At 53.9% G+C, this 18,145-nt stretch carries 14 protein-coding genes and 1 other RNA gene; 8 read left to right on the top strand and 7 right to left on the bottom strand.

The features are described from left to right. Nucleotides 1-129 precede the first annotated feature (129 nt). On the top strand, nt 130-1,140 hold the full coding sequence (locus HW115_RS07395) for a zinc-binding alcohol dehydrogenase family protein (protein ID WP_178931946.1): 1,011 nt from the start codon (nt 130-132) through the stop codon (nt 1,138-1,140). 59 nt (nt 1,141-1,199) lie between these two features. Here HW115_RS07395 and HW115_RS07400 read toward each other — a convergent pair whose 3' ends face one another. Next, nucleotides 1,200-2,606 (bottom strand): C39 family peptidase, encoded by a 1,407-nt coding sequence (locus HW115_RS07400; RefSeq protein ID WP_178931947.1) that lies wholly within the window; start codon nt 2,604-2,606, stop codon nt 1,200-1,202. Between the two features lie 295 nt (nt 2,607-2,901). On the opposite strand from HW115_RS07400, the gene HW115_RS07405 reads away from it, so the two are divergent. The 5 genes from HW115_RS07405 to HW115_RS07425 all read left to right on the top strand — a co-directional run bounded on the left by HW115_RS07405 (nt 2,902) and on the right by HW115_RS07425 (nt 8,868). Then, entirely contained in the window at nt 2,902-3,279 is a 378-nt protein-coding gene (locus tag HW115_RS07405; RefSeq protein ID WP_178931948.1) for a DUF3302 domain-containing protein, read from the top strand. Nucleotides 3,280-3,318: 39 nt separating this feature from the next. Beyond that, nucleotides 3,319-4,452 carry an HlyD family secretion protein gene (locus HW115_RS07410; RefSeq protein WP_178931949.1) on the top strand — a complete coding sequence of 378 codons (1,134 nt, stop codon included), beginning with the start codon at nt 3,319-3,321 and terminating at the stop codon, nt 4,450-4,452. Between the two features lie 114 nt (nt 4,453-4,566). Continuing rightward, nucleotides 4,567-5,889 carry a pyruvate dehydrogenase complex dihydrolipoamide acetyltransferase gene (locus HW115_RS07415; protein WP_178931950.1) on the top strand — a complete coding sequence of 441 codons (1,323 nt, stop codon included), beginning with the start codon at nt 4,567-4,569 and terminating at the stop codon, nt 5,887-5,889. A gap of 262 nt (nt 5,890-6,151) precedes the next feature. Further along, nucleotides 6,152-8,194, top strand: coding sequence for a TonB-dependent receptor domain-containing protein (locus HW115_RS07420; protein WP_178931951.1), 2,043 nt, complete (start codon nt 6,152-6,154; stop codon nt 8,192-8,194). A gap of 23 nt (nt 8,195-8,217) precedes the next feature. Continuing rightward, entirely contained in the window at nt 8,218-8,868 is a 651-nt protein-coding gene (locus HW115_RS07425) for an SDR family NAD(P)-dependent oxidoreductase (protein WP_178931952.1), read from the top strand. Nucleotides 8,869-8,958: 90 nt separating this feature from the next. Here the strand turns inward: HW115_RS07425 and HW115_RS07430 are convergent, their stop codons facing one another. The 5 genes from HW115_RS07430 to HW115_RS07450 all read right to left on the bottom strand — a co-directional run bounded on the left by HW115_RS07430 (nt 8,959) and on the right by HW115_RS07450 (nt 14,026). Beyond that, complete coding sequence (locus HW115_RS07430; protein ID WP_178931953.1) at nt 8,959-11,448, bottom strand: glycoside hydrolase family 84 protein; 2,490 nt, start codon at nt 11,446-11,448, stop codon at nt 8,959-8,961. Between the two features lie 43 nt (nt 11,449-11,491). After that, on the bottom strand, nt 11,492-12,733 hold the full coding sequence (locus tag HW115_RS07435; protein WP_178931954.1) for a competence/damage-inducible protein A: 1,242 nt from the start codon (nt 12,731-12,733) through the stop codon (nt 11,492-11,494). A 159-nt stretch (nt 12,734-12,892) separates the two neighbouring features. Then, nucleotides 12,893-13,459, bottom strand: coding sequence for an orotate phosphoribosyltransferase (gene pyrE, locus HW115_RS07440; RefSeq protein WP_178931955.1), 567 nt, complete (start codon nt 13,457-13,459; stop codon nt 12,893-12,895). 71 nt (nt 13,460-13,530) lie between these two features. Further along, an RNA gene (gene ffs / locus HW115_RS07445) (signal recognition particle sRNA small type) lies at nt 13,531-13,623 on the bottom strand. 70 nt (nt 13,624-13,693) lie between these two features. Then, nucleotides 13,694-14,026, bottom strand: a complete 333-nt coding sequence (locus HW115_RS07450; protein ID WP_178931956.1) for a hypothetical protein — start codon at nt 14,024-14,026, stop codon at nt 13,694-13,696. Between the two features lie 123 nt (nt 14,027-14,149). Here HW115_RS07450 and HW115_RS07455 point away from each other — a divergent pair, with 123 nt between their 5' ends. Next, on the top strand, nt 14,150-16,546 hold the full coding sequence (locus HW115_RS07455; RefSeq protein ID WP_178931957.1) for a hypothetical protein: 2,397 nt from the start codon (nt 14,150-14,152) through the stop codon (nt 16,544-16,546). Between the two features lie 31 nt (nt 16,547-16,577). Then, a complete protein-coding gene (locus HW115_RS07460; protein ID WP_178931958.1) occupies nt 16,578-17,090 on the top strand; it encodes a ferritin in 513 nt (170 codons plus the stop codon). A gap of 26 nt (nt 17,091-17,116) precedes the next feature. Here the strand turns inward: HW115_RS07460 and queA are convergent, their stop codons facing one another. Further along, nucleotides 17,117-18,109, bottom strand: coding sequence for a tRNA preQ1(34) S-adenosylmethionine ribosyltransferase-isomerase QueA (gene queA, locus HW115_RS07465; protein ID WP_178931959.1), 993 nt, complete (start codon nt 18,107-18,109; stop codon nt 17,117-17,119). Nucleotides 18,110-18,145 lie beyond the last annotated feature (36 nt).

Below are 18,145 nucleotides of genomic sequence, written 5' to 3' on the forward strand. Positions count from 1 at the left end.
GGCCGAATATCGTTTGTGTTTCCTAACTTATCGAACGGAATTGTTTTGTTTCCTCTTTGACAGTTGCGGTGACCGTGGATAGATTGACCGCTCGACTGTTGTTTTAATAAAGGAAAGGGATGATTTGCGATGAAAGCTGTTGGATACACTCAATCACTGGCTGTCGATCAAGCGGATGCTTTGATCGATATGGACCTTCCGAAACCGGAAGCGAAGGGTAGGGATTTGTTGGTCAAGGTGGAGGCTGTTTCCGTCAACCCGGTGGATACCAAGGTCCGGATGCGCTCTGTGCCGGAGGAAGGCGCATACAAAGTTCTGGGTTGGGATGCCAGTGGGGTGGTTGAAGCGGTAGGTGATGGGGTGGCGGATTTTCAGGTTGGTGATAAGGTGTGGTATGCTGGAGCATTGGACCGACAGGGGACCAATGCTGAGTATCATTTGGTGGATGAGCGGATTGTCGGGCAGATGCCGGAGTCGTTGGGGTTTGTGGAGTCCGCAGCGATGCCATTGACGAGTATCACGGCCTGGGAAATGTTGTTTGATCGATTTGGTTTGACCGAGGACAGCGGAGGCACGCTCCTGATTATCGGAGCTGCCGGTGGAGTGGGCTCAATGATGACCCAGCTTGCCAAACGCCTGACCGGGCTGACCGTGATCGGGACGGCATCCAGGGAAAATACGGTTGGGTGGGTGAAATCCTTGGGCGCAGACCATGTGATCAACCATCACCAACCGTTCACCCGGCAGCTGGAAAAAATAGGCATTTCCTCCGTCGATTATGTGGCGAGCCTAACGCACACCGGTAGTCATGTGGCGGAGATTGTCGAATGTATTTCACCCCAGGGTCAATTTGGACTGATTGACGATCCGGATGAGCTGGATGTGATGCCGTTCAAATTGAAAAGCGTGAGCATCCACTGGGAGTTGATGTTTACCCGCTCCTTGTTTCAAACCGAAGATATGCACCGTCAGGGAGAGCTTCTTAACGCGGTTGCCGAAATGGTTGATGCCGGGGATTTGCAGACGACTCTGGCGGAAAGCTTCGGATCCATAAGTGCCTCGAATTTACTCAAAGCCCACGCTTTGTTGGAGTCTGGCAAATCCGTGGGCAAAATTGTCCTTTCCGGCTTTGCCGGATGAATGGATGTAGCAGCTTATATCTATCAGCACTTCACAAACGAGATGAAGAAAGATGAAGGCTACAGATCGATGACAAATCCACCCCGACTGGTGACAGCCTTGGCGATGTCAATATGGATCCAGCGCAGCTCATAGCGTTTCCCCCAGGAGTCGCTGACGGCTAGCTCTTCGGTTTCGGGGTTGTATCCGACAATCATACAGATGTGGTGGTTGGATTCGTTGTTTTCCATGCTTGGAGCTACGCTTTCGGCTTCGGCGGAGATGTCTTGTTTCCAAGCTGCAAAATCATTCACCGCAGCTCGTTCCTTGGTGCGTTTGTTGGCAATTTGGTTGTAGCTGTCCAGACTGCGCATGCACCAGAGGATCGGCACGCCCTTGTCGATGTAGGTTTTGATCCGGCGGATTTTGAGGTCTTTTTCCAGGTCCAGGTCTTTGATTCGGCGGGCTTTACTGCGTACGATCCGTTTGCAGCTGTCAGCGAGCAGCATGGTATTGGTTCCTCCGCCCGGTTGGGTGGCGGCGGTGGCGAGCAAGTACATATCGGCGGGCACCAGCATGTAGCGCATGGCGCGCTCGAAGGTGGCCGGGGCGCAGTATCCTTTGGGGCCTTGGTCTACCATGGGGATGTTTTTGATCAGGATGTCGCCGTTGCTTTGGGTGACTACATTTTTTTTGACGATTTGTTTGAGGTCGGAGTCTTTGACGAAGGCGACTTTGCCTTCCAGATCGGCATTGGCTTTGGGGACGATCAGCAGGCTGGTGTATTCCTCGTCCACCTCGGAGAGTAGGAAGGCGTGTTCCCCCATATTCCATCTCAGAACGCGCCGGCGGTCCTCTTTTTCTCCGTAGTATTGTTTTTCCGGATCACCGAGGCATTGGGTGAGTGCCGTTGAAATCAGTCGGGCATCGGTTTCGATGGCTTCCTTTAGCGAGGTGGGTGGTTTGGTTTCCGGGTGGATTTTTTTGAAGTGGTCTTCGCCAAATCCAGCGGTGCTGCCGAAGTCACCCTTGTTGGCGAAAACGAGTGAAAGGTGGGTGGTGTTGCCATCCTCACCACCATAGAGAGTTGCCGAATACGGGTGGGCACCTAGAAACTGATAATCAGGGCTGCGGTGCGTGTAAAAACGGAAACTTCTCGATTGATCGGTTTCGGATTCTTTGGGCCACTTCAGTCGTTGGGCGACATCACCCGCGGGTTGATTCCAAAGTGAGCTTGCTCCTTCGAACAGGGGGTGGGAGACGGCCTTGTTGATTTGTCCATAGGCATCGGCGCTTTTCGCTGCTTGGGCCTCTAGGTGGGATTGGATGTTTTGCAGGGAGTCCTTGGTGATGGTTTTTGTATCGATGGTATAGCGTTTGCCGTTTTTCGTCTTAAATGTGAGTTGATTGCCCGCGAGATTGATGACCTCCACCTGAAGGGTTTTCCCTGATTTTTTCTGGGTGACTCCGATGAGGTCTGCAGCCATTGTCAGAGGTGAGAGACTGAGAGTGAGGGCGACGGAAGGCAGGCATACGATTGTAAAGAAGGACGGATGATTCACAGGATGGTGGATGCTAGGTGTTCAGCTGGTAAGGTTAGAAAAAAAGGGACGAGTTATTTCCGGTCCCTTCAGAGGGAGTAGCGAGTAGGAGGTGTGGCTTTGTGTTGATTTTTACGGGATGAAATAAACTTGAGTCAAACGTACCCTCTGCTAACTTCGTGTTTGCCGAGGCTTCAGGAAGCGAGTCCGGTTATCTCAATCAATTTACATCTTTATTGTTATGTTGGACTACGTTGCTCTAGGAATACTCATCGCAGTGGCGATCATCATTTTTTATGGGGTCATTGCTATTCACGATATACCGTATGAAATTGCGCAGCACCGGGGACACCCGCACCAGGATGCCATTCACGTAGCCGGATGGGTGAGTTTGTTCACCTTGCATGTGCTCTGGCCGTTTCTCTGGATTTGGGCAACGCTTTATCGGAAGGATAGAGGTTGGGGGTTTTTGAGTGCGGATGGGAAGCCCGAGACTGAGGCAGAGGCTGTCTTGGAGCTTCAGAAACAGATGAAACAAATGCGCAAGGAGATGGATGAGCTGAAAGCCACGGCCTTGCCCAAGAAAGAAGGCGGAGGAGAGGAAACAGTTGAAGCCTGAGTGAACCGTTTTTATTGTTAAACATTTACACCGACTATTATGGACCTGCTATTGATTCTTACTTACACGGCACTGTGTGTTGCGATCTTTAAAATATTTAAAATCCCCTTAAACAAGTGGACGGTGCCAACTGCGGTGCTGGGTGGCATTGTTTTGGTAGGCGGATTGGTATTTTTGATGAACTACAATCATCCACATTCGCGCACTGCGGTGAGGGCGTTTGTATCGACTCCGATCGTTCCCAACGTGAAAGGGATTGTGGTTGAAATACCGGTCAAACCCAATGTGCTTGTTAAAAAAGGCGATGTGCTACTGCGGATTGACCCCGTTCCGTTTCAGGCGATTGTCGATCAGAAACGAGCGATACTTAATTTGGCCAAAGCCCAGATCAAGCAAATGAACGAGATGGTTGAGCAGGCTCAGTCCGCAGTGGATAAAGCCCAGTCTGAGCGTGACCGGACGTTCCAATCTTATGAGCGCTTCACTCAGGCATCGGCTGGCGGTGCTGTTTCTGAAACCAGCCTTGAGAACCGACGTCAGTTCTATATCTCTGCCGAAGCCGTGCTGGCTGAGCGGAAAGCCAATTTAGCCAGACAGAAGTTGGAATTGGAATCACAGAAAACAGATGTGCTGGTCCAGCTTCAGGCGGAATTGGATCGAGCACAATTTGATTTGGACAGCACTGTGGTGAAAGCTCCGTCGGATGGTTATGTGACGCACTTGCGTGTCCGTCCGGGGATGATGGCGGCGAGTTTGCCGTTGAGACCGACAATGAACTTCATTTCCACCGACAAGGACGATCATTTTATTATCGCCAGTTTTCGGCAGAATGCCACGTTGAGGCTGAAATCCGACTATGATGCTGAGGTGCTGTTCCCTAGTATCCCGGGAAAGGTGTTTAAAGCCAAGGTCGTACAAACGATGCCAGCTCTCGGGGAAGGTGAGATGCAGGCCGGTGGAACGATGTTGCGCTCGATGGATATGGTGGCAACCCACCGAGGGTTGATGCCAGTGAAAATAAGGCTTGAGGATGATATCAGTGAGTATCACTTGCCCGACGGTGTGTTTGCTGAAGTGGCCGTGTATTCCGATAAAATGCACCATGTGGCGATCATGCGGAAAATTTTGCTGCGGATGAAAAGCTGGCAAAATTATATCTACCTGGATCACTAATCCAGTACCTCAAGCCCTGGTTATCTCGCCTGCATGGCGTGATTTTCCTTCGATTGGGCTTGCCCTGAAGGCGATCATGGACGATGTAGCCAGCGAACCAACCAAGAATTTCCTATGCCTATTAAAATCGAAATGCCCAAGCTTTCCGACACGATGACGGAAGGAACCCTGCTGAAGTGGAATAAGAAAGTCGGCGACGAAGTCGAAATCGGCGATATCATTGCCGAGGTTGAAACCGACAAAGCCACCATGGAAATGGAGGCCTTTGATGAAGGAACCTTGTCTGAGATTTTGGTGGAAGAAGGAGCTAAAGCGCCTGTTGGTTCGGTTCTCGGCATTCTGCTTGAAGAAGGTGAGTCCGCAGGTGCTCCTGCGGCAGCCCCTGCAGCAGCTCCGGCTCCTGCCGTCTCTGCCACACCGGCAGCTACAGCTGCCCCCGCTACTCCCGCCCCCGTGGCTCCTGCACCTTCTTCACCACCTGTTACCGCTTCCGGTGATCGGGTTAGTGTTTCGCCATTGGCCCGCAAGATCGCCGAGGCCAAAGGGATTGACCTGAGCACCATCGTTGGTTCCGGCCCTGGTGGACGTATCGTCAAAGCCGATGTGGGAGGCAAAGAGGGTGTCGATATCCCAGCTCCGGCTGCCACACCAAGCCCAGCTGCCGCCAAGCCTGCCCCTGCGGCCTCGACGCCAGCTCCTGCAGCCTCGGCTCCTGCCCCTGCTGCTATCAGCCCGACCGTTTCCAGTGGTGACAAAACAGTGCCTCTGAGTTCGATGCGTAAGATTATTGCCGACCGCCTTCTGACCTCGAAGACCACCATCCCTCATTTCTATTTGCATGTGGAAGCGGATGTTGCGCCATTGATGACCTTGCGCAAGCAAGTGAACGCTCAGGCAGAGCAGACGCACGGCAATAAATACAGTATTAATGATTTTGTGATCAAGGCCGTGATCAATGCCGCTCAGGCAGTTCCAGCCGTGAATGCTTCTTTCAACGGTGACAGCATCGTGGAATTTGAAAAAGTCGGTGTCTCCGTGGCTGTGGCCGTGGATGACGGCTTGGTGACTCCTGTGATCAAGGATGCAACGAGTAAGTCGATGCTGCAGATTTCCAAAGAAGTCAAAGAGATGGCAGGACGGGCCCGTGAAGGCAAATTGCTGCCAAATGAGTTCGACGGAGGAACCATCACTATTTCCAATCTCGGAGCTTGGGGAATCGAAAGCTTTGATGCGATCGTCAACCCGCCACAGGCTGTGATCCTCAGCATTGGTGCGATTGTCGAAAAAGCCGTGGTTGTCGATGGTCAGGTTGTGCCTGGCTTGCGGATGAACATCGGCGTCAGTTGTGACCACCGTGTGGTGGACGGCGCCGTGGGTGCTCAGTTCATCAATGAGGTCAAGAAGTTGATTGAAAACCCGGCATTGATGCTGGTCTAAGCTATTTGGCTGACACGACCTTACGGCATTTTTTCCAATGCCGGTAGAGACGTACATTATTTGAAGGCAGGGCGGATTGAGTGCAATTCGCCCTGCTCTTGTACACAACATGGTGTGTTGATGGAGACCGCAGCGTTTGTTTCTCTCGCTGTGGAGGAATGGATAATTGATTTTATCAATGGGTGGAGTCTTCGCTGAGCTTGACCTTGTCTGCTGATGCCCCTATCAGAGGGCCTAACCTGAATAAGTAAGAGTGAAATTAATGATTGATAAGAGCCTCGGGCTCATCGTGGGCTTTGGAGTTTTGAATGTGCTGGATGCGGAACCGATGCGTGGCCAGTTGGATCCCTTGATCATGACGGGGCGTGGGGACTGGGGGGCATGGGGTGAGCGGGATGTGCGTTTGGACGCTCAGAGGCTTCGGGCCACCGATGGAGCCTCTTTACTGGAGCGTAGCCCGGGGGTAGCGGTGGTGCGGAATGGTGCGCAGACCGGGATTATTCAGATGCGCGGCTTATCTGGAGACCGGGTGAAGGTGCTTCTGGATGGAATGACGATTTCACCGGCTTGTCCGAACCATATGGATCCTCCGATGCATTATGCTTCGGCGGGTTCGGAGACGGAATTGTTTCTGACTCCCGGTGTGACACCGGTTCGTTATGGTGGTGACAGTCTTGCTGGGACGGTGCGTTTGTCCCGCTCTGTTCCTGAGTTTGCGGCAGCAGGTGAGTGCTTGATTTCGGGTGAAGTCACAGCGAATTACCTTGGCAGCCATGATGGCTATGGTGCCGGGCTCGAGATGGGGGTGGCGAGTGAGCAGGCTATTTTTTCCTACCGGGGAGGATGGAGTTCCGCGAATGATTTGCGCTTCCCCGGCGGCCGGGTAAGAGCGAGTGGATATGACAGCCAGCACAATGAGGTGGATGCCACCTTGCGAACAGGAAATGGTTATTTGGTCTTGGACGCCGGGCAGTCCCGGACCCGGGATGCGGGGACTCCGGTCTTACCGATGGATATGGTGGAAGCCGACTCCTGGCATGCCGGCTTGCGTCAGGTTGCTGAGTTGGAGTATCTCAAATGGGAGAACCGGGTCTATGTGCATTCGATTGACCATTTGATGGATAATTATTCGATCCGTCATGAGCCAAGAATGCGGATGGAGGCTCCATCCAATAGTCGGGATGTGGGGCTGGCGAGCTCGATTGAAATGCCGGTGGGCGAACATGTTTTTCGTGCGGGGCTGGATTGGCATCGGAATGAGTTTGATGCCACCCAGGTTCAGGTCATGAGTGGGAAGACCCGCGACATGTTTGCCCGTAACCGTCGTCAGCGGACCGGAGTGTTTGCCGAGTGGGAGCAAGCCTGGTCGGACGAATGGTCGGGGTTGTTTGGGCTGCGGACCGATTATGTGGAGACCCGAGCAGGCCGGGTGGAGTCCGGATTTGGCCCGCCTCCAGTGGCGGCCGATGCGGCGGCATTCAATGCCGGTGACCGCGAGCACGATGATGTGCTGCTGGATCTTGCCGCGACCTTGGGCTGGGACCAGGACGAGCGGACCCGCTATGAGCTGTCGGCCGGGGTGAAGAACCGGGCGCCTTCATTGTTGGAGCGGTATCTCTGGACGCCTCTGAGTGCCAGTGCCGGACGAGCTGATGGGCGGACCTACCTCGGCAATCCGGATTTGGATCCTGAGACTTCCTTTCAAGTGACAGCCAGTGTGAGTCACCGGGAGGAGCGTTGGGAGGTGGCATTTGCACCCTTCTATCATCAGGTACACGATTATATTGAGGGGTCTCCCATCGCGAGGCTGGATATGGCGGGTCAACCGGTTCTTCAGTTTGAAAATTTGGATGAAGCTGAGTTGTATGGAGCGGAACTTGCCGGGCGTTATCTGATCTCGGAGCAGTGGGAGTTGGCGGCACAGCTTAGTTATGTCCGCGGCAAAAACAAAGACACGGGAGATGATCTTTATCGGATTGCGCCATTGCACGGTTTGGTTGATTTGGCATGGCACAAGGGAGACTGGGAGACCCATCTGGAAATGGACTGGGCGGCCTCCCAGAATGATGTTTCAGAGTTGAATGACGAAGAGCGTTCTTCGGGGTATGTGCTACTCCACTGGCGCGGTATGTACCACATGAAGCCAGGTACCCGGATCGAGATCGGGGTGGAAAATCTGTTCGACGAAGCGTATTCCCCTCACTTGGCCGGAGTGAACCGCGTGGCGGGGAGTGACGTGGCGGTGGGAGAAAGTATCCCCGGCGCCGGTCGCTTCTTTTATGCGAATTTGAGTTGGGCATTTTAGTTTGCGGCGTTCACAATACGCTTGTGAATCGTCAATCGGCATGGGTAAGCGGTGGAAAGAATGGCTTGGGTAAAGCCATAGCGGCTGCCTTACGCTCCGCTGGCATGGAGGTGGCTTCCCCGGGGAGTTCCGATTTGGACGTCCGGGATGCCGATGCCGTGCAGACCTATGCGGAAGGGATGAACGACCTGGATTTGTTGGTTTGTAATGCCGGCGTGACGGCGGACAAGCCGCTGGCCCGAATGACGGAGGCGGATTGGGAACAGGTGATGGACGTGAATCTGAACGGCGCATTTCGTTGTGCCCGCGCGGCGGCTCGATCCATGATGAAACGCCGAGGTGGACACATTATTTTAATTTCAAGTTATTCTGCGGTGCATCCGCCGGCTGGGCAGGCGAACTATGCCGCATCCAAGGCCGCATTGATTGGGATGATGCGATCGATGGCCAAAGAGTTAGGCCCAAGAAATGTCCGAGTGAATGTGGTGCTCCCCGGTTTTTTGGAAACCCGTATGACCGAAGGTTTGGCCGACTCGGTCAAAGAATCAAGTCGTTCAAGGCATGTGTTAGGCCGTTATAACACGGTGGAGGCAGTCGGGGATTTTATTTGTTTTTTGCACCGTTCGATGCCTCACACATCCGGCCAGGTGTTCAACCTGGATAGCCGGGTATGATGGTGGGTGAATGGCGCTTTTTTAGAGTGGCTAGCGACGGCTGATTGAGGCCAATCAGCCCTGCCAATCATTGGTTGATACAAGGGGTGGTCACCTCCAAAGGATCTCGAAGAGATGGAGCTTGCCTTCTTTGGGGGGTGTGATGGTCACTTGGTTTCCGTTTCTCTTGATGGCGGTTTCTGGAGCATCGGTGAGGATGTAAGCTTGTTTTGCCTTGGCCGGTCCTGTGAAGGTTTCAGCTTTGTTGATGGTGTAGTAGCTTGTGGGGTCGCCATCGGTAGCGGCGGAGATGGAATTGCTTTTGGCGTCGGCCGGAACATCGAACTTGAATTTCTCGATGCGGAATTCAAGTGTTGTGCTGGATGGGTTGAGCATGCGGAAGTAGCGGATCTGCTCGTTGGGGTTCACCGGGTTCTGGAGCTCGCCGTTGCTTTTTCGAGCATTGAAGGTGGTCCATTTTTTTCCATCCTTTGACACCTCAATGATGCAGGTTTCCGCGGCTTTGGCATCGTTGAGCACAATGTGGATGTAGTTGGCGTGAACTCCTTCGGGAAGAGCCAGACCGATGTGCTTTTTTGGGGCAAGTTTGACAACTTCCAGAATGCGCTGCAGCGAGACATACTTGCCATCCCGTTCGGCTTGGATCTTGTTTAAGCTGTCGACATTGGAAAAGGCGCGGTAGATGGAGCTTCCACTGCTGGCTTTTCCTCCGAGCAGTTTGTATGCCTTGGCCCACTCGCTGGTGAAGAGCTCATCGACCAGCGGGCTGAGCACGAGGGTGGCGACTTTGCATCCTTTGGACCACTTTTTATCGCTTGGGAAGGTTTCTTCAAAGTGGCGTTGCTTCTGAGCATCGGAAAAAGCCTGCTGCCGGGCTTTTGCTGTGGCGATGGTTGAGAAAAGCGCCATGTGAGAGGGTCCGTTGCCACCGTTGCCGGAGGCGAGTGTGACGGCGGCGGTTCCCGCCTTACCCAGCTCTTCGAAGGATTTGACCCAGAATTCGATTTCATGCCAGAGCGCGGGGTCGCTGGTGGGCATGTTGCGGATGATGGTTTGTGCGGCTTCGGTGATGCTGGCAAATTCCTTGGAAAGTGTCTGGGCTTCGGTTTTACCTAGTTGTTTGGATGAACGGTATTGCTCGAGAGCTTTATCCACGGTGGGCTTGATCGTTACGGATTCCTCGCGGCGGTATCCGTGCACACTGGGTCCTTGGTCGGAGTTGTGTTGGGAAAAAACAAACATCGGCTTTGCCAGATCACCGTAGAGGCGGGGGAAGGAAGCCTTCCAAGAAGCCTGGGAGTCGAAGGCGTCAATGTTCCATGCCCAGTTGGCAATACTGAAGAGGGCAATTTTTGAGGCTTCCGGTTTGTCCATGGGGTTGGACGCAAAGCCGGAAAGTTGGCCTTTGTTTCCTTTGTCCAGGCCGTAGGTTCGGCCGAGCAGAAGGTTGTAGCGGCAGTAGTCGTTGACGGGCCAGTTCCACCAGATGAAGGGTTTGCGTTGCCAGTGCTCTGAAACGGATTCGACGGAGTCCGCTGGGATATCTGCGCAGATTCGAGGGCCGGTCCACATGATGTCGATGTCCTTATCGAGTGCTGCCCCAAGGCTCTTTTTATAATCGCTGCCATGGGCTCCCGCGTAATCGGTCGGGCACATCAGCAGCGGGGTGACATCCTTTTTCTTCTTGATGAAATCGCGGTTGATTTGGTTGAGCATTTTCGCCTGCATTTCGGCCTTGGCGCCTTCGCCTCCGATATCGTCAAAGAACACGGCAAATGAACGAACCCCGAGCTGATACATTGCCTCGAGCTTTTTCTGGGCAGTGATGATGTCGTCGGGAGTTCCATCACCATTTTTATCGTCCCACCGGATCGATGACCCGGGATGCAGGGCCCAGATGAAATTGACATGGTTTTCACGGGATGTTTTGACCAGCTCCGAGATTTGTTTTGCTTGCTCCGCCGGATAGGGTTCGCGCCAGAGGTTGGAGTTGAATCCGGAATAGGGGTCGTCTTTCGGCCCGTAGATGTAGGCGTTCATTTTGTATTTCCCGTAGAAGCGGATTTGGCTGAGTCGGCGTTCGTGTTCCCACGGTTTTCCGTAAAACCCTTCAATTGAGCCTCGGAATGGCATATCCGGCCAGTCGGCGATGCGGCAGCTTGGCAGTTTGCCGTCGGCTGTGATCATTTGGGCCAGTGTTTGGGTGGCGTAAAATATGCCGGCCTGGTCTGCTGCGGTGATGGTGATTTTCTTTGGCGAGATGGTCAGTAGGTAGGCTCCGGCAATGGGCTTGATGTGAGCGGCCTTGAGTTGCGTTTTTGCGGCTTCGCCACCGATGGTGGTGATGGGGGTCGTGCCGCTTGGTTTGAGTTTACGCGTATTGAATGCTTCGACCAATGCCGGGAATGGTTTGACCGCTTGTGGGGCGAGTTGCTCGGCTGCCATGCCGACCGGTGCTTGCACTTCGGACTTTTGAGGTTTTGGCCAGACGTCGGTCTCGGGGTTCCCGGCGTGTGCGGGGAGGCAGAGCGTTGAGGTGGCCAATGAAAGAAGTAGGGATGTGTGTGTGATCGCTTTCATTGTGTGTGGTGTATGGTGTATGTGAAAATGTTTTTGAGAGGGCTTAGGGCTCGAGGGCGAGTCGGACCAAATCCAGTGCCTTTTGGCTGACTAGCTGTTTGAAGTTCTCCCGGCCACGCGGGTAATAGGCGTGAACTGCTTTGTTTTGCTTACTCGTGGAAACGGCCAGCCAAACGGTGCCGACGGGTTTGTCTGCGCTTCCCCCATCCGGGCCGGCGATACCGGTGACGGCGACGGCGATATCAGCACTGGATTTCTCTCTTGCGCCTTGAGCCATGGCCAGAGCGACAGGTTCACTGACGGCTCCGAATTGATCAAGCAAGCCCTGCTCGACACCGAGCAATGCTTGTTTGGCTTCGTTGGAGTAGCTGACAAAACCGTGGGTGAAGACGGATGAGGCACCGGGGACATCGGTGATCCGGTTGGCAATGCGGCCACCGGTGCAACTTTCTGCGGTGCTGAGCTGTTTTCCCTGTTTGCCGAGGAGTTCGACGACACGCTCTTCAAGCGACTGGCCGGACTTACTGAAGCATTGTTTTGGAAAAGCTGACCGGGCGAGGTCGGCCGCTTCTTCGATGCTGTTGCGATTGCCGATCAGGCGTAAATCAAGTTCGCCCGGGCGGGCGCAGTAGCCGATTTCCAAATGGGGGATCTGGGAAAAGGCCCGGTTGAGACGGGCGTGGAAATCACTTTCTCCGATGCCAGTAAAACGCAGGGTCTGGATGGACGGTTGGGACCAGGACTCCGATAGGCTATCGGCTTGTTCGAGCAGGCGGGGGATCAGCTCGTTTTCAAACATCGGGTGCATCTCCCCCGGAGGACCGGGCAGCAGGAAGACGGAGCAGTTTTGTTTGGGGCTCAGCTCCGGAGGGCTGTAGACCCCGGGGGCCGTGCCGTTGTGGTTGGGTAAGCATGTGCAGCCTTCCGGTTTGAAGGCTTGTTTGTTATTGTCCTCGGCCATGTCTCGGTCGAGACGGGTGAAATAGGCCTGAATCGCTCTCAGCGCCTCAGGGTCTTCGACCAGTGGGAGGTCCAGAACTTTCGCCAGTGCTTCGCGGCTGAGGTCATCGCTGGTGGGGCCGATACCTCCTGTCACGATGACGGCATCGCTCCGGCTCATGGCCTCCTGCAAGGCGCAGGTAATGGCCTCTCCATCGGGCACGGTGTTTTGGCGTTGAACGCGCAGGCCGAGCCTGAACAACGCATCTCCGATCCAGGCGCCGTGGGTATTCAGCGTGGCTCCAAGCAGGAGTTCACTGCCGGTGTTGATGATTTCAATCTTCATGATTTACCACGGAATACACAATTGGAGCGTAGAGGAGATAGCCAGCCGCAGGCTGCCCGAAGGGCGAGCGCAGTGAGGCAAAATTCACGGAAACAGAGGGTGGGGATTCGATGAGCTTAGAACTGGCACTTCATTCAGTGTGTTCCGTGGTTTAAAAACTTAATCCAACAGGGTGCTGCGGGAGTAGAGTGAGATGACGGGGATGCCGCGGGCTTCGATGGCTTCTTTGCCGCCTTCTTCGCGGTCGACGAGAACCAGGGCAAAGGCGATTTTGGCTCCGGACGCTTCAAGCACATCGGCGGCCTTGAGCGTGGATCCTCCGGTGGTGATGACGTCATCGACGATGACGATGGTGTCGCCGTCGTTGAAATTACCTTCGATTTGTTTTCCTTTGCCGTGGCCTTTGGGCTCTTTGCGGACAGTGAACACCTGCAGTGGCTTCTCATCCTGGGCAGAGGTCATGCCGACAGCGAGCGAGATGGGGTCGGCTCCGAGGGTCATGCCACCGATGGCCTGGACATCGAGCCCTTGTTTTTGGATTTCGGCTTTGACGGTTTCCCATCCGAGTTTTCCGATCAGAGTGGCTCCGACGGGGTCCATTGCCGTGACCCGGCAGTCGATGTAGAGGTCGGAGGTTTTGCCGGAAGCGAGGGTGAATTCGCCGGTCCGGACGGATTTTTCGAGCAGGAGGGATTTCAGCTGAGAACGTGTATCATCGTTGGACATGGCCGGATTCTACGCATCCGGCGCTGAAAACTTCAAACTGAAAACTGGAAACTCCCGGAAGGGTACAAAAAGACTGCCAGGAACTGCGGCAATGACGGACAAACTGTGGCTGCTACCTTTCGGTCCTGACCAAATTCATCTGCCGGCACTCCACAGCCCTGACAGCGCGGGTTTCTTAATGCTTGCGGGGGAGATTGCAAGCGAGTAATTCGATTTTCCTGATTCCGTTACCCCTCAGGCGGCATTTTCATTTTGTCTGATTTGGTAGAGCAGAGTGAGGGCCCGGGTCAGTTTCCAGAGGATCAGGCAGCAGCCGGCGGTTAGCAGGATGCCTCCGGTCAGAAAACCAAATCCGCTGGAGCTGCCTGAGTCGATAAACAACCCGACCAGAGCGCTGATGGTCATCAGGCCGATGCCGGCCAGTCCGAGCCCGAGAATCAGGCTGTAGCTGATCAGGGAGACAAACGGGCCGCTCCAGCGGGAGATGAAGTTGCTGGTTTTTTGAACGAGTTTGACGTGTTGTTCATTGACCTTGGTATCGTTGTTTTGATGTGGAGTGTGATTCATGACGCTGTGGACGATGTCAGAGCTTCGTGAACCTTTGATGAAGCGAAGATGAAAATTGGATGAAATGATTTTAGAATAGGCGCTGTCGGTTGACGGATGGCTTCCGGGTCGCTAAAAGCGGGCATGAAACGTTGTTATCTGTGGATGGTGTTGATGATGCTTGGCTTGGTGGCCTGCCAAAAAAAAGAGCCGGCAACGGCTGAGGTCGGGGAGACCGTGGTTGAAAGTTTGCAGGCTCAAGAGAACCCAGAGGAAGTGGTGAAGGTGCCGGTTTTGGGTGAAGATGCACTGGGCTTCGCCACGCGCCTACCGAAAGAGGTCGAATTGTATGTCGCTTTGCATCATCCCGGCGACCTGTTCAACGCCTTGATGTCTTTTGATCCGGCCGGGCTATGGATTCAGTACGAGGACGAATCCATGACGAAGGAGGAAAAACAAAAGGAGGTGGATAAGATCATGCAGGAGATGAATGAGATGCTGGTAGATAATGCATTTTTTTGTGTGGAAAGCGGTTTGGCCAGTAATGTGGAGCTAGCCGGAGATGTTTATCAGGATATGAATGCCACCCAGATGAAATTGGGGGTGAAGGTTTTGGCGCATTTGTTAAAAATGGAGAACCCGGCTTTGTTTGCTGAGGAGTTGCAGATGCAAGAGTGGTTGGGGGAGTGGATGAATGGAATGGACACCGTGGCAAGGGTTGTGGAGAGTGGGGGGGAGGCGGTTCAAATTCCCAGCATTTATATGGGGTTTGAGCCACCTGACGAGCGTATGCAGGAGTGGTATGAGCATTTTGTCGAGGGACTGGAGGCCGCTGAAGTCGACGGTAATGGTGTAAAGCCTCTGAGTTTTGAGAAATACGGGACGGAGTTTCACGGTGTGGAATTGAACCTGAGTCAATGGTTGAATGCGGCGGCGGAGGACGTTGACCAAGAGAATCTGGGCGAAGACTTGGATGAGGCCTTGGGGGAAGAACTCGGTGAGGATGTCGGTAAAGCGGTGGAGGATCTGGTAGGGACACCGTTTGAAGGGATGGATTTTAGTAAGGTCATCGAGGAGTGGACAAAAAAATGGGAGTCGATGAGCCTGATTTTCGTGGTTGGCAAAGTGGATGACCATCTGGTGTTTTTTATGGGAGAGAATGCGGAGGCGTTGCATTTGGTCGATCAGGTGGATGGTTCTCTGGCATCCAATGAGGAATTTTCGGTGCTTGGTGGCGGTCGTCTGCTCGGGGCCCTCTATGCGAGTGATGAATTAATCCGTTCGGTTCAGACGTGGCGAGGTTCGGAGAAAATCTTCAAGGCATTGGGGAAGGCATTTCAGGAGGAAACCTTGCCGAATAGTGAGGTGTTGGTTGAGCAATGCTCGGCATTGGCCGCAATGGAGAAGCGGAGGGTCCGGCTTCCGGTGGATGATTATCTCCTGATGTGTTTCCGGGATCAGGGGTTGCGTTTTGAATCGGTGGGGGGCACTCGCAATGACGAGCTGGATTATTCGAAGCCATTGCGTATGGTTCCCGTTGCCGATGGGCTTGAGGGTAGCTTGTTTTTCCGATGCCATTGGATGGGGAACCAGAAGCGTCAGGCCTTGGAGATGGACTATGCCGAAGCCTTGGTGGGTTTGCTTGCTGGTATGATCGACGGTGGTTGTCTGGCATTTTTGGAGCGCAGTGAGGAGAGCTCCGGGTGGTATGAGTCATCTAAAAAAATCTATGATGAAGTGGTGGCTCCCGAGGTGGTTCGGTTCTGGGGTGCGTATCGTAAGCTTTCCTTGCAGGCATTGGATGGTGAAGTGGCGATGTTGATGGACTTCAATGGGGGGATGCCAAGAGTGCCGGGGCTTCCCGCTCAGGTTATTGCTCAGGGTAAGGTTCCGAGAGTGATGCTTGCCCGCCCGGTGAAGGATCGCGCTGCCTTGAATTCGGCTTATGATGATGTGGAGACCACCGTGGAAAACGTGCTCGATTATGTATCCATTCTGTCGGAGACAGAGTTGCCGATGCCTGATTTTCTGAGCGCGAGCAAAGGTGATTTAACCACATGGTTTTACCCATTCCCGACCTTGAGTGATGATTTTGTTCCTGGTGTTTCTGTCAGTGATGAACTGATGATGATCGGGACGTCCAAGCATTGGGCTGAAGAGGTCTACGATTTATGGGGCGATGGATTGGACTCGCCAACGGTTCATGGTTCCTTGGTTGAACTACGCTTTGATTTGCTCTGGGATGCGGCAGAAGCATGGCTTGTGATTGCCGAACAAGAACAGCAACGGGTTCGAGAAGAACAGGAGAAGTTAGAGGAGGAGGCTCGGGCGAACGAGCGTGCTCTTGCGGCTGATTCATCCGAGGATGACGGAGAACCTGATGGAGAACTCGAATCCTCTGATGAGGGCGATGATCCTCTGGATGTTGAGCAAGTAAGAAAGGTTCTGAATTATTTGAGAACGTTTGAATCCATTCGTTGGCAGCGCCGGATGGAGCAAGGGCGAGAGCGTGGGACTCTGGAGATCAAGTTGGCTTCTTGACAAGCATGGGCCATGGGTCATGGTATCAGCTATGATTCATCAGAACCTACAAGACGCGATTAATCAGCAGATTAACCAGGAGTTCACTGCTGCTTACAATTACCTGGCGATGTCGGCGTATTTTGATACGCAGAACTTGGAGGGCTTTGCGGTTTGGATGCAGCACCAGCATGATGAGGAGCAGGCGCATGGAATGCGATTATTGAGGTATTTGCAGGACCGTGGTGGAGAGGTGGTGTTGGAGGGGATCTCTAGCCCACGCCGGGAGTTTTCTTCTCCGCTTGAGGTGTTTCAGGTGTCACTGGATATGGAGTGTGAGAACACGGCGTCCATTAACCAACTTTATGAGTTGGCGACCCAGCTGAATGATCATGCCACCAAGAGTCACTTGCAGTGGTTCCTCGACGAGCAGGTCGAGGAGGAAAAAAGTGTCGAGGATGTGATTGCTTTGCTCGAACGTGTTGGTGACGACACCGCAGGCTTGCTCTATCTGAATGATAAAATGGGCGAACGCACGGCGGAAGAAGATGGATCTTCTGCGTAGAAGCGGGAGCAAATCGCATTGACTGATCAGACGATCAGCATGCAATCACCGTAGGAGAAGAATCGGTATTTTTCTTCTACGGCCTTGGCGTAGGCTTCGAGGATGAGCTCCCGGTTCGCAAAAGCGGAGACCAGCATGATCAGCGTGCTTTGCGGGAGGTGAAAGTTGGTGAGTAGGGAGTCGACGATTTGAAACTCGAAAGGCGGGTGGATAAAAATGTTGGTTTCACCGGAGATTTCCGTAAGGGTGGCTGATTCTCGGGCCAGACTTTCGAGGACACGGGTGCAGGTAGTGCCGGTGGAAATAACCTTGCCTGTCGGGGATTGTTTGACGGCGTTGATTCGGTCGGCTGTTTCCTGATTCAGGGAGTAGCGCTCGGAGTGCATATCGTGGTCTTTGATGTAGTCCGCCTTGACCGGGCGGAACGTGCCGACCCCAACATGCAGGGTGAGGAAGCGATGATGGATGCCGGCCAGGATCTCGGGGGTGAAATGCAGTCCGGCTGTGGGCGCTGCAATGGCCCCCTCTTCACGGGCGAAGGTCGTTTGGTAGCGATCGCGGTCAGCCCGGTCACTTTCCCTGTTCATGTAGTGGGGGAGCGCGAGTTGGCCGTAGGTTTCTTCATCGACCTCGCGGTCCCATCGGATGATGCGGTTGCCGCTATCGAGGATGGCTTCGACGGTGCCGGTGGCTTCGCCGATTTCCACGGTGCGTCCCGGTTTCATTTTTTTTCCGGGGCGGACGAGGCATTCCCATTCGAGAGGGCTGAGTTTTTGGGTGCAAACGAGTTCGATTTTATCGTCGTTGGAAAAAAAGCGGGCAGGTGTGACTTTGGTGTCGTTGAGAATCAGGAGGTCGTCCGGGGTGAGGTAGCTGGAGAAATCAGAGAACATGCGGTGTTCGATGATGCCGCTGTCGCGGTGGATCACCATCATACGGGAGGCCGCCCGGTCATCGAGCGGGCGGCTCGCGATGAGTTCTTCTGGCAGGTGGTAATCGAAGTCGATGGTGCGGAGCATGCAGGTAGTCTCAAGTTTTCAGTTTTCAGTTTCAAG

Source organism: Oceaniferula marina, assembly GCF_013391475.1.
Lineage (GTDB): Bacteria > Verrucomicrobiota > Verrucomicrobiia > Verrucomicrobiales > Akkermansiaceae > Oceaniferula > Oceaniferula marina.

Coding starts and splice junctions, on each gene's coding strand:
- HW115_RS07460 (WP_178931958.1), top strand. CDS start 16,578: ATGATTCATCAGAACCTACAAGACGCGATTAATCAGCAGATTAACCAG.
- HW115_RS07430 (WP_178931953.1), bottom strand. CDS start 11,448: ATGAAAGCGATCACACACACATCCCTACTTCTTTCATTGGCCACCTCA.
- HW115_RS07400 (WP_178931947.1), bottom strand. CDS start 2,606: ATGGCTGCAGACCTCATCGGAGTCACCCAGAAAAAATCAGGGAAAACC.
- HW115_RS07410 (WP_178931949.1), top strand. CDS start 3,319: ATGGACCTGCTATTGATTCTTACTTACACGGCACTGTGTGTTGCGATC.
- HW115_RS07405 (WP_178931948.1), top strand. CDS start 2,902: ATGTTGGACTACGTTGCTCTAGGAATACTCATCGCAGTGGCGATCATC.
- HW115_RS07450 (WP_178931956.1), bottom strand. CDS start 14,026: ATGAATCACACTCCACATCAAAACAACGATACCAAGGTCAATGAACAA.
- HW115_RS07455 (WP_178931957.1), top strand. CDS start 14,150: ATGAAACGTTGTTATCTGTGGATGGTGTTGATGATGCTTGGCTTGGTG.
- HW115_RS07415 (WP_178931950.1), top strand. CDS start 4,567: ATGCCTATTAAAATCGAAATGCCCAAGCTTTCCGACACGATGACGGAA.
- HW115_RS07435 (WP_178931954.1), bottom strand. CDS start 12,733: ATGAAGATTGAAATCATCAACACCGGCAGTGAACTCCTGCTTGGAGCC.
- pyrE (WP_178931955.1), bottom strand. CDS start 13,459: ATGTCCAACGATGATACACGTTCTCAGCTGAAATCCCTCCTGCTCGAA.
- HW115_RS07420 (WP_178931951.1), top strand. CDS start 6,152: ATGATTGATAAGAGCCTCGGGCTCATCGTGGGCTTTGGAGTTTTGAAT.
- HW115_RS07395 (WP_178931946.1), top strand. CDS start 130: ATGAAAGCTGTTGGATACACTCAATCACTGGCTGTCGATCAAGCGGAT.
- queA (WP_178931959.1), bottom strand. CDS start 18,109: ATGCTCCGCACCATCGACTTCGATTACCACCTGCCAGAAGAACTCATC.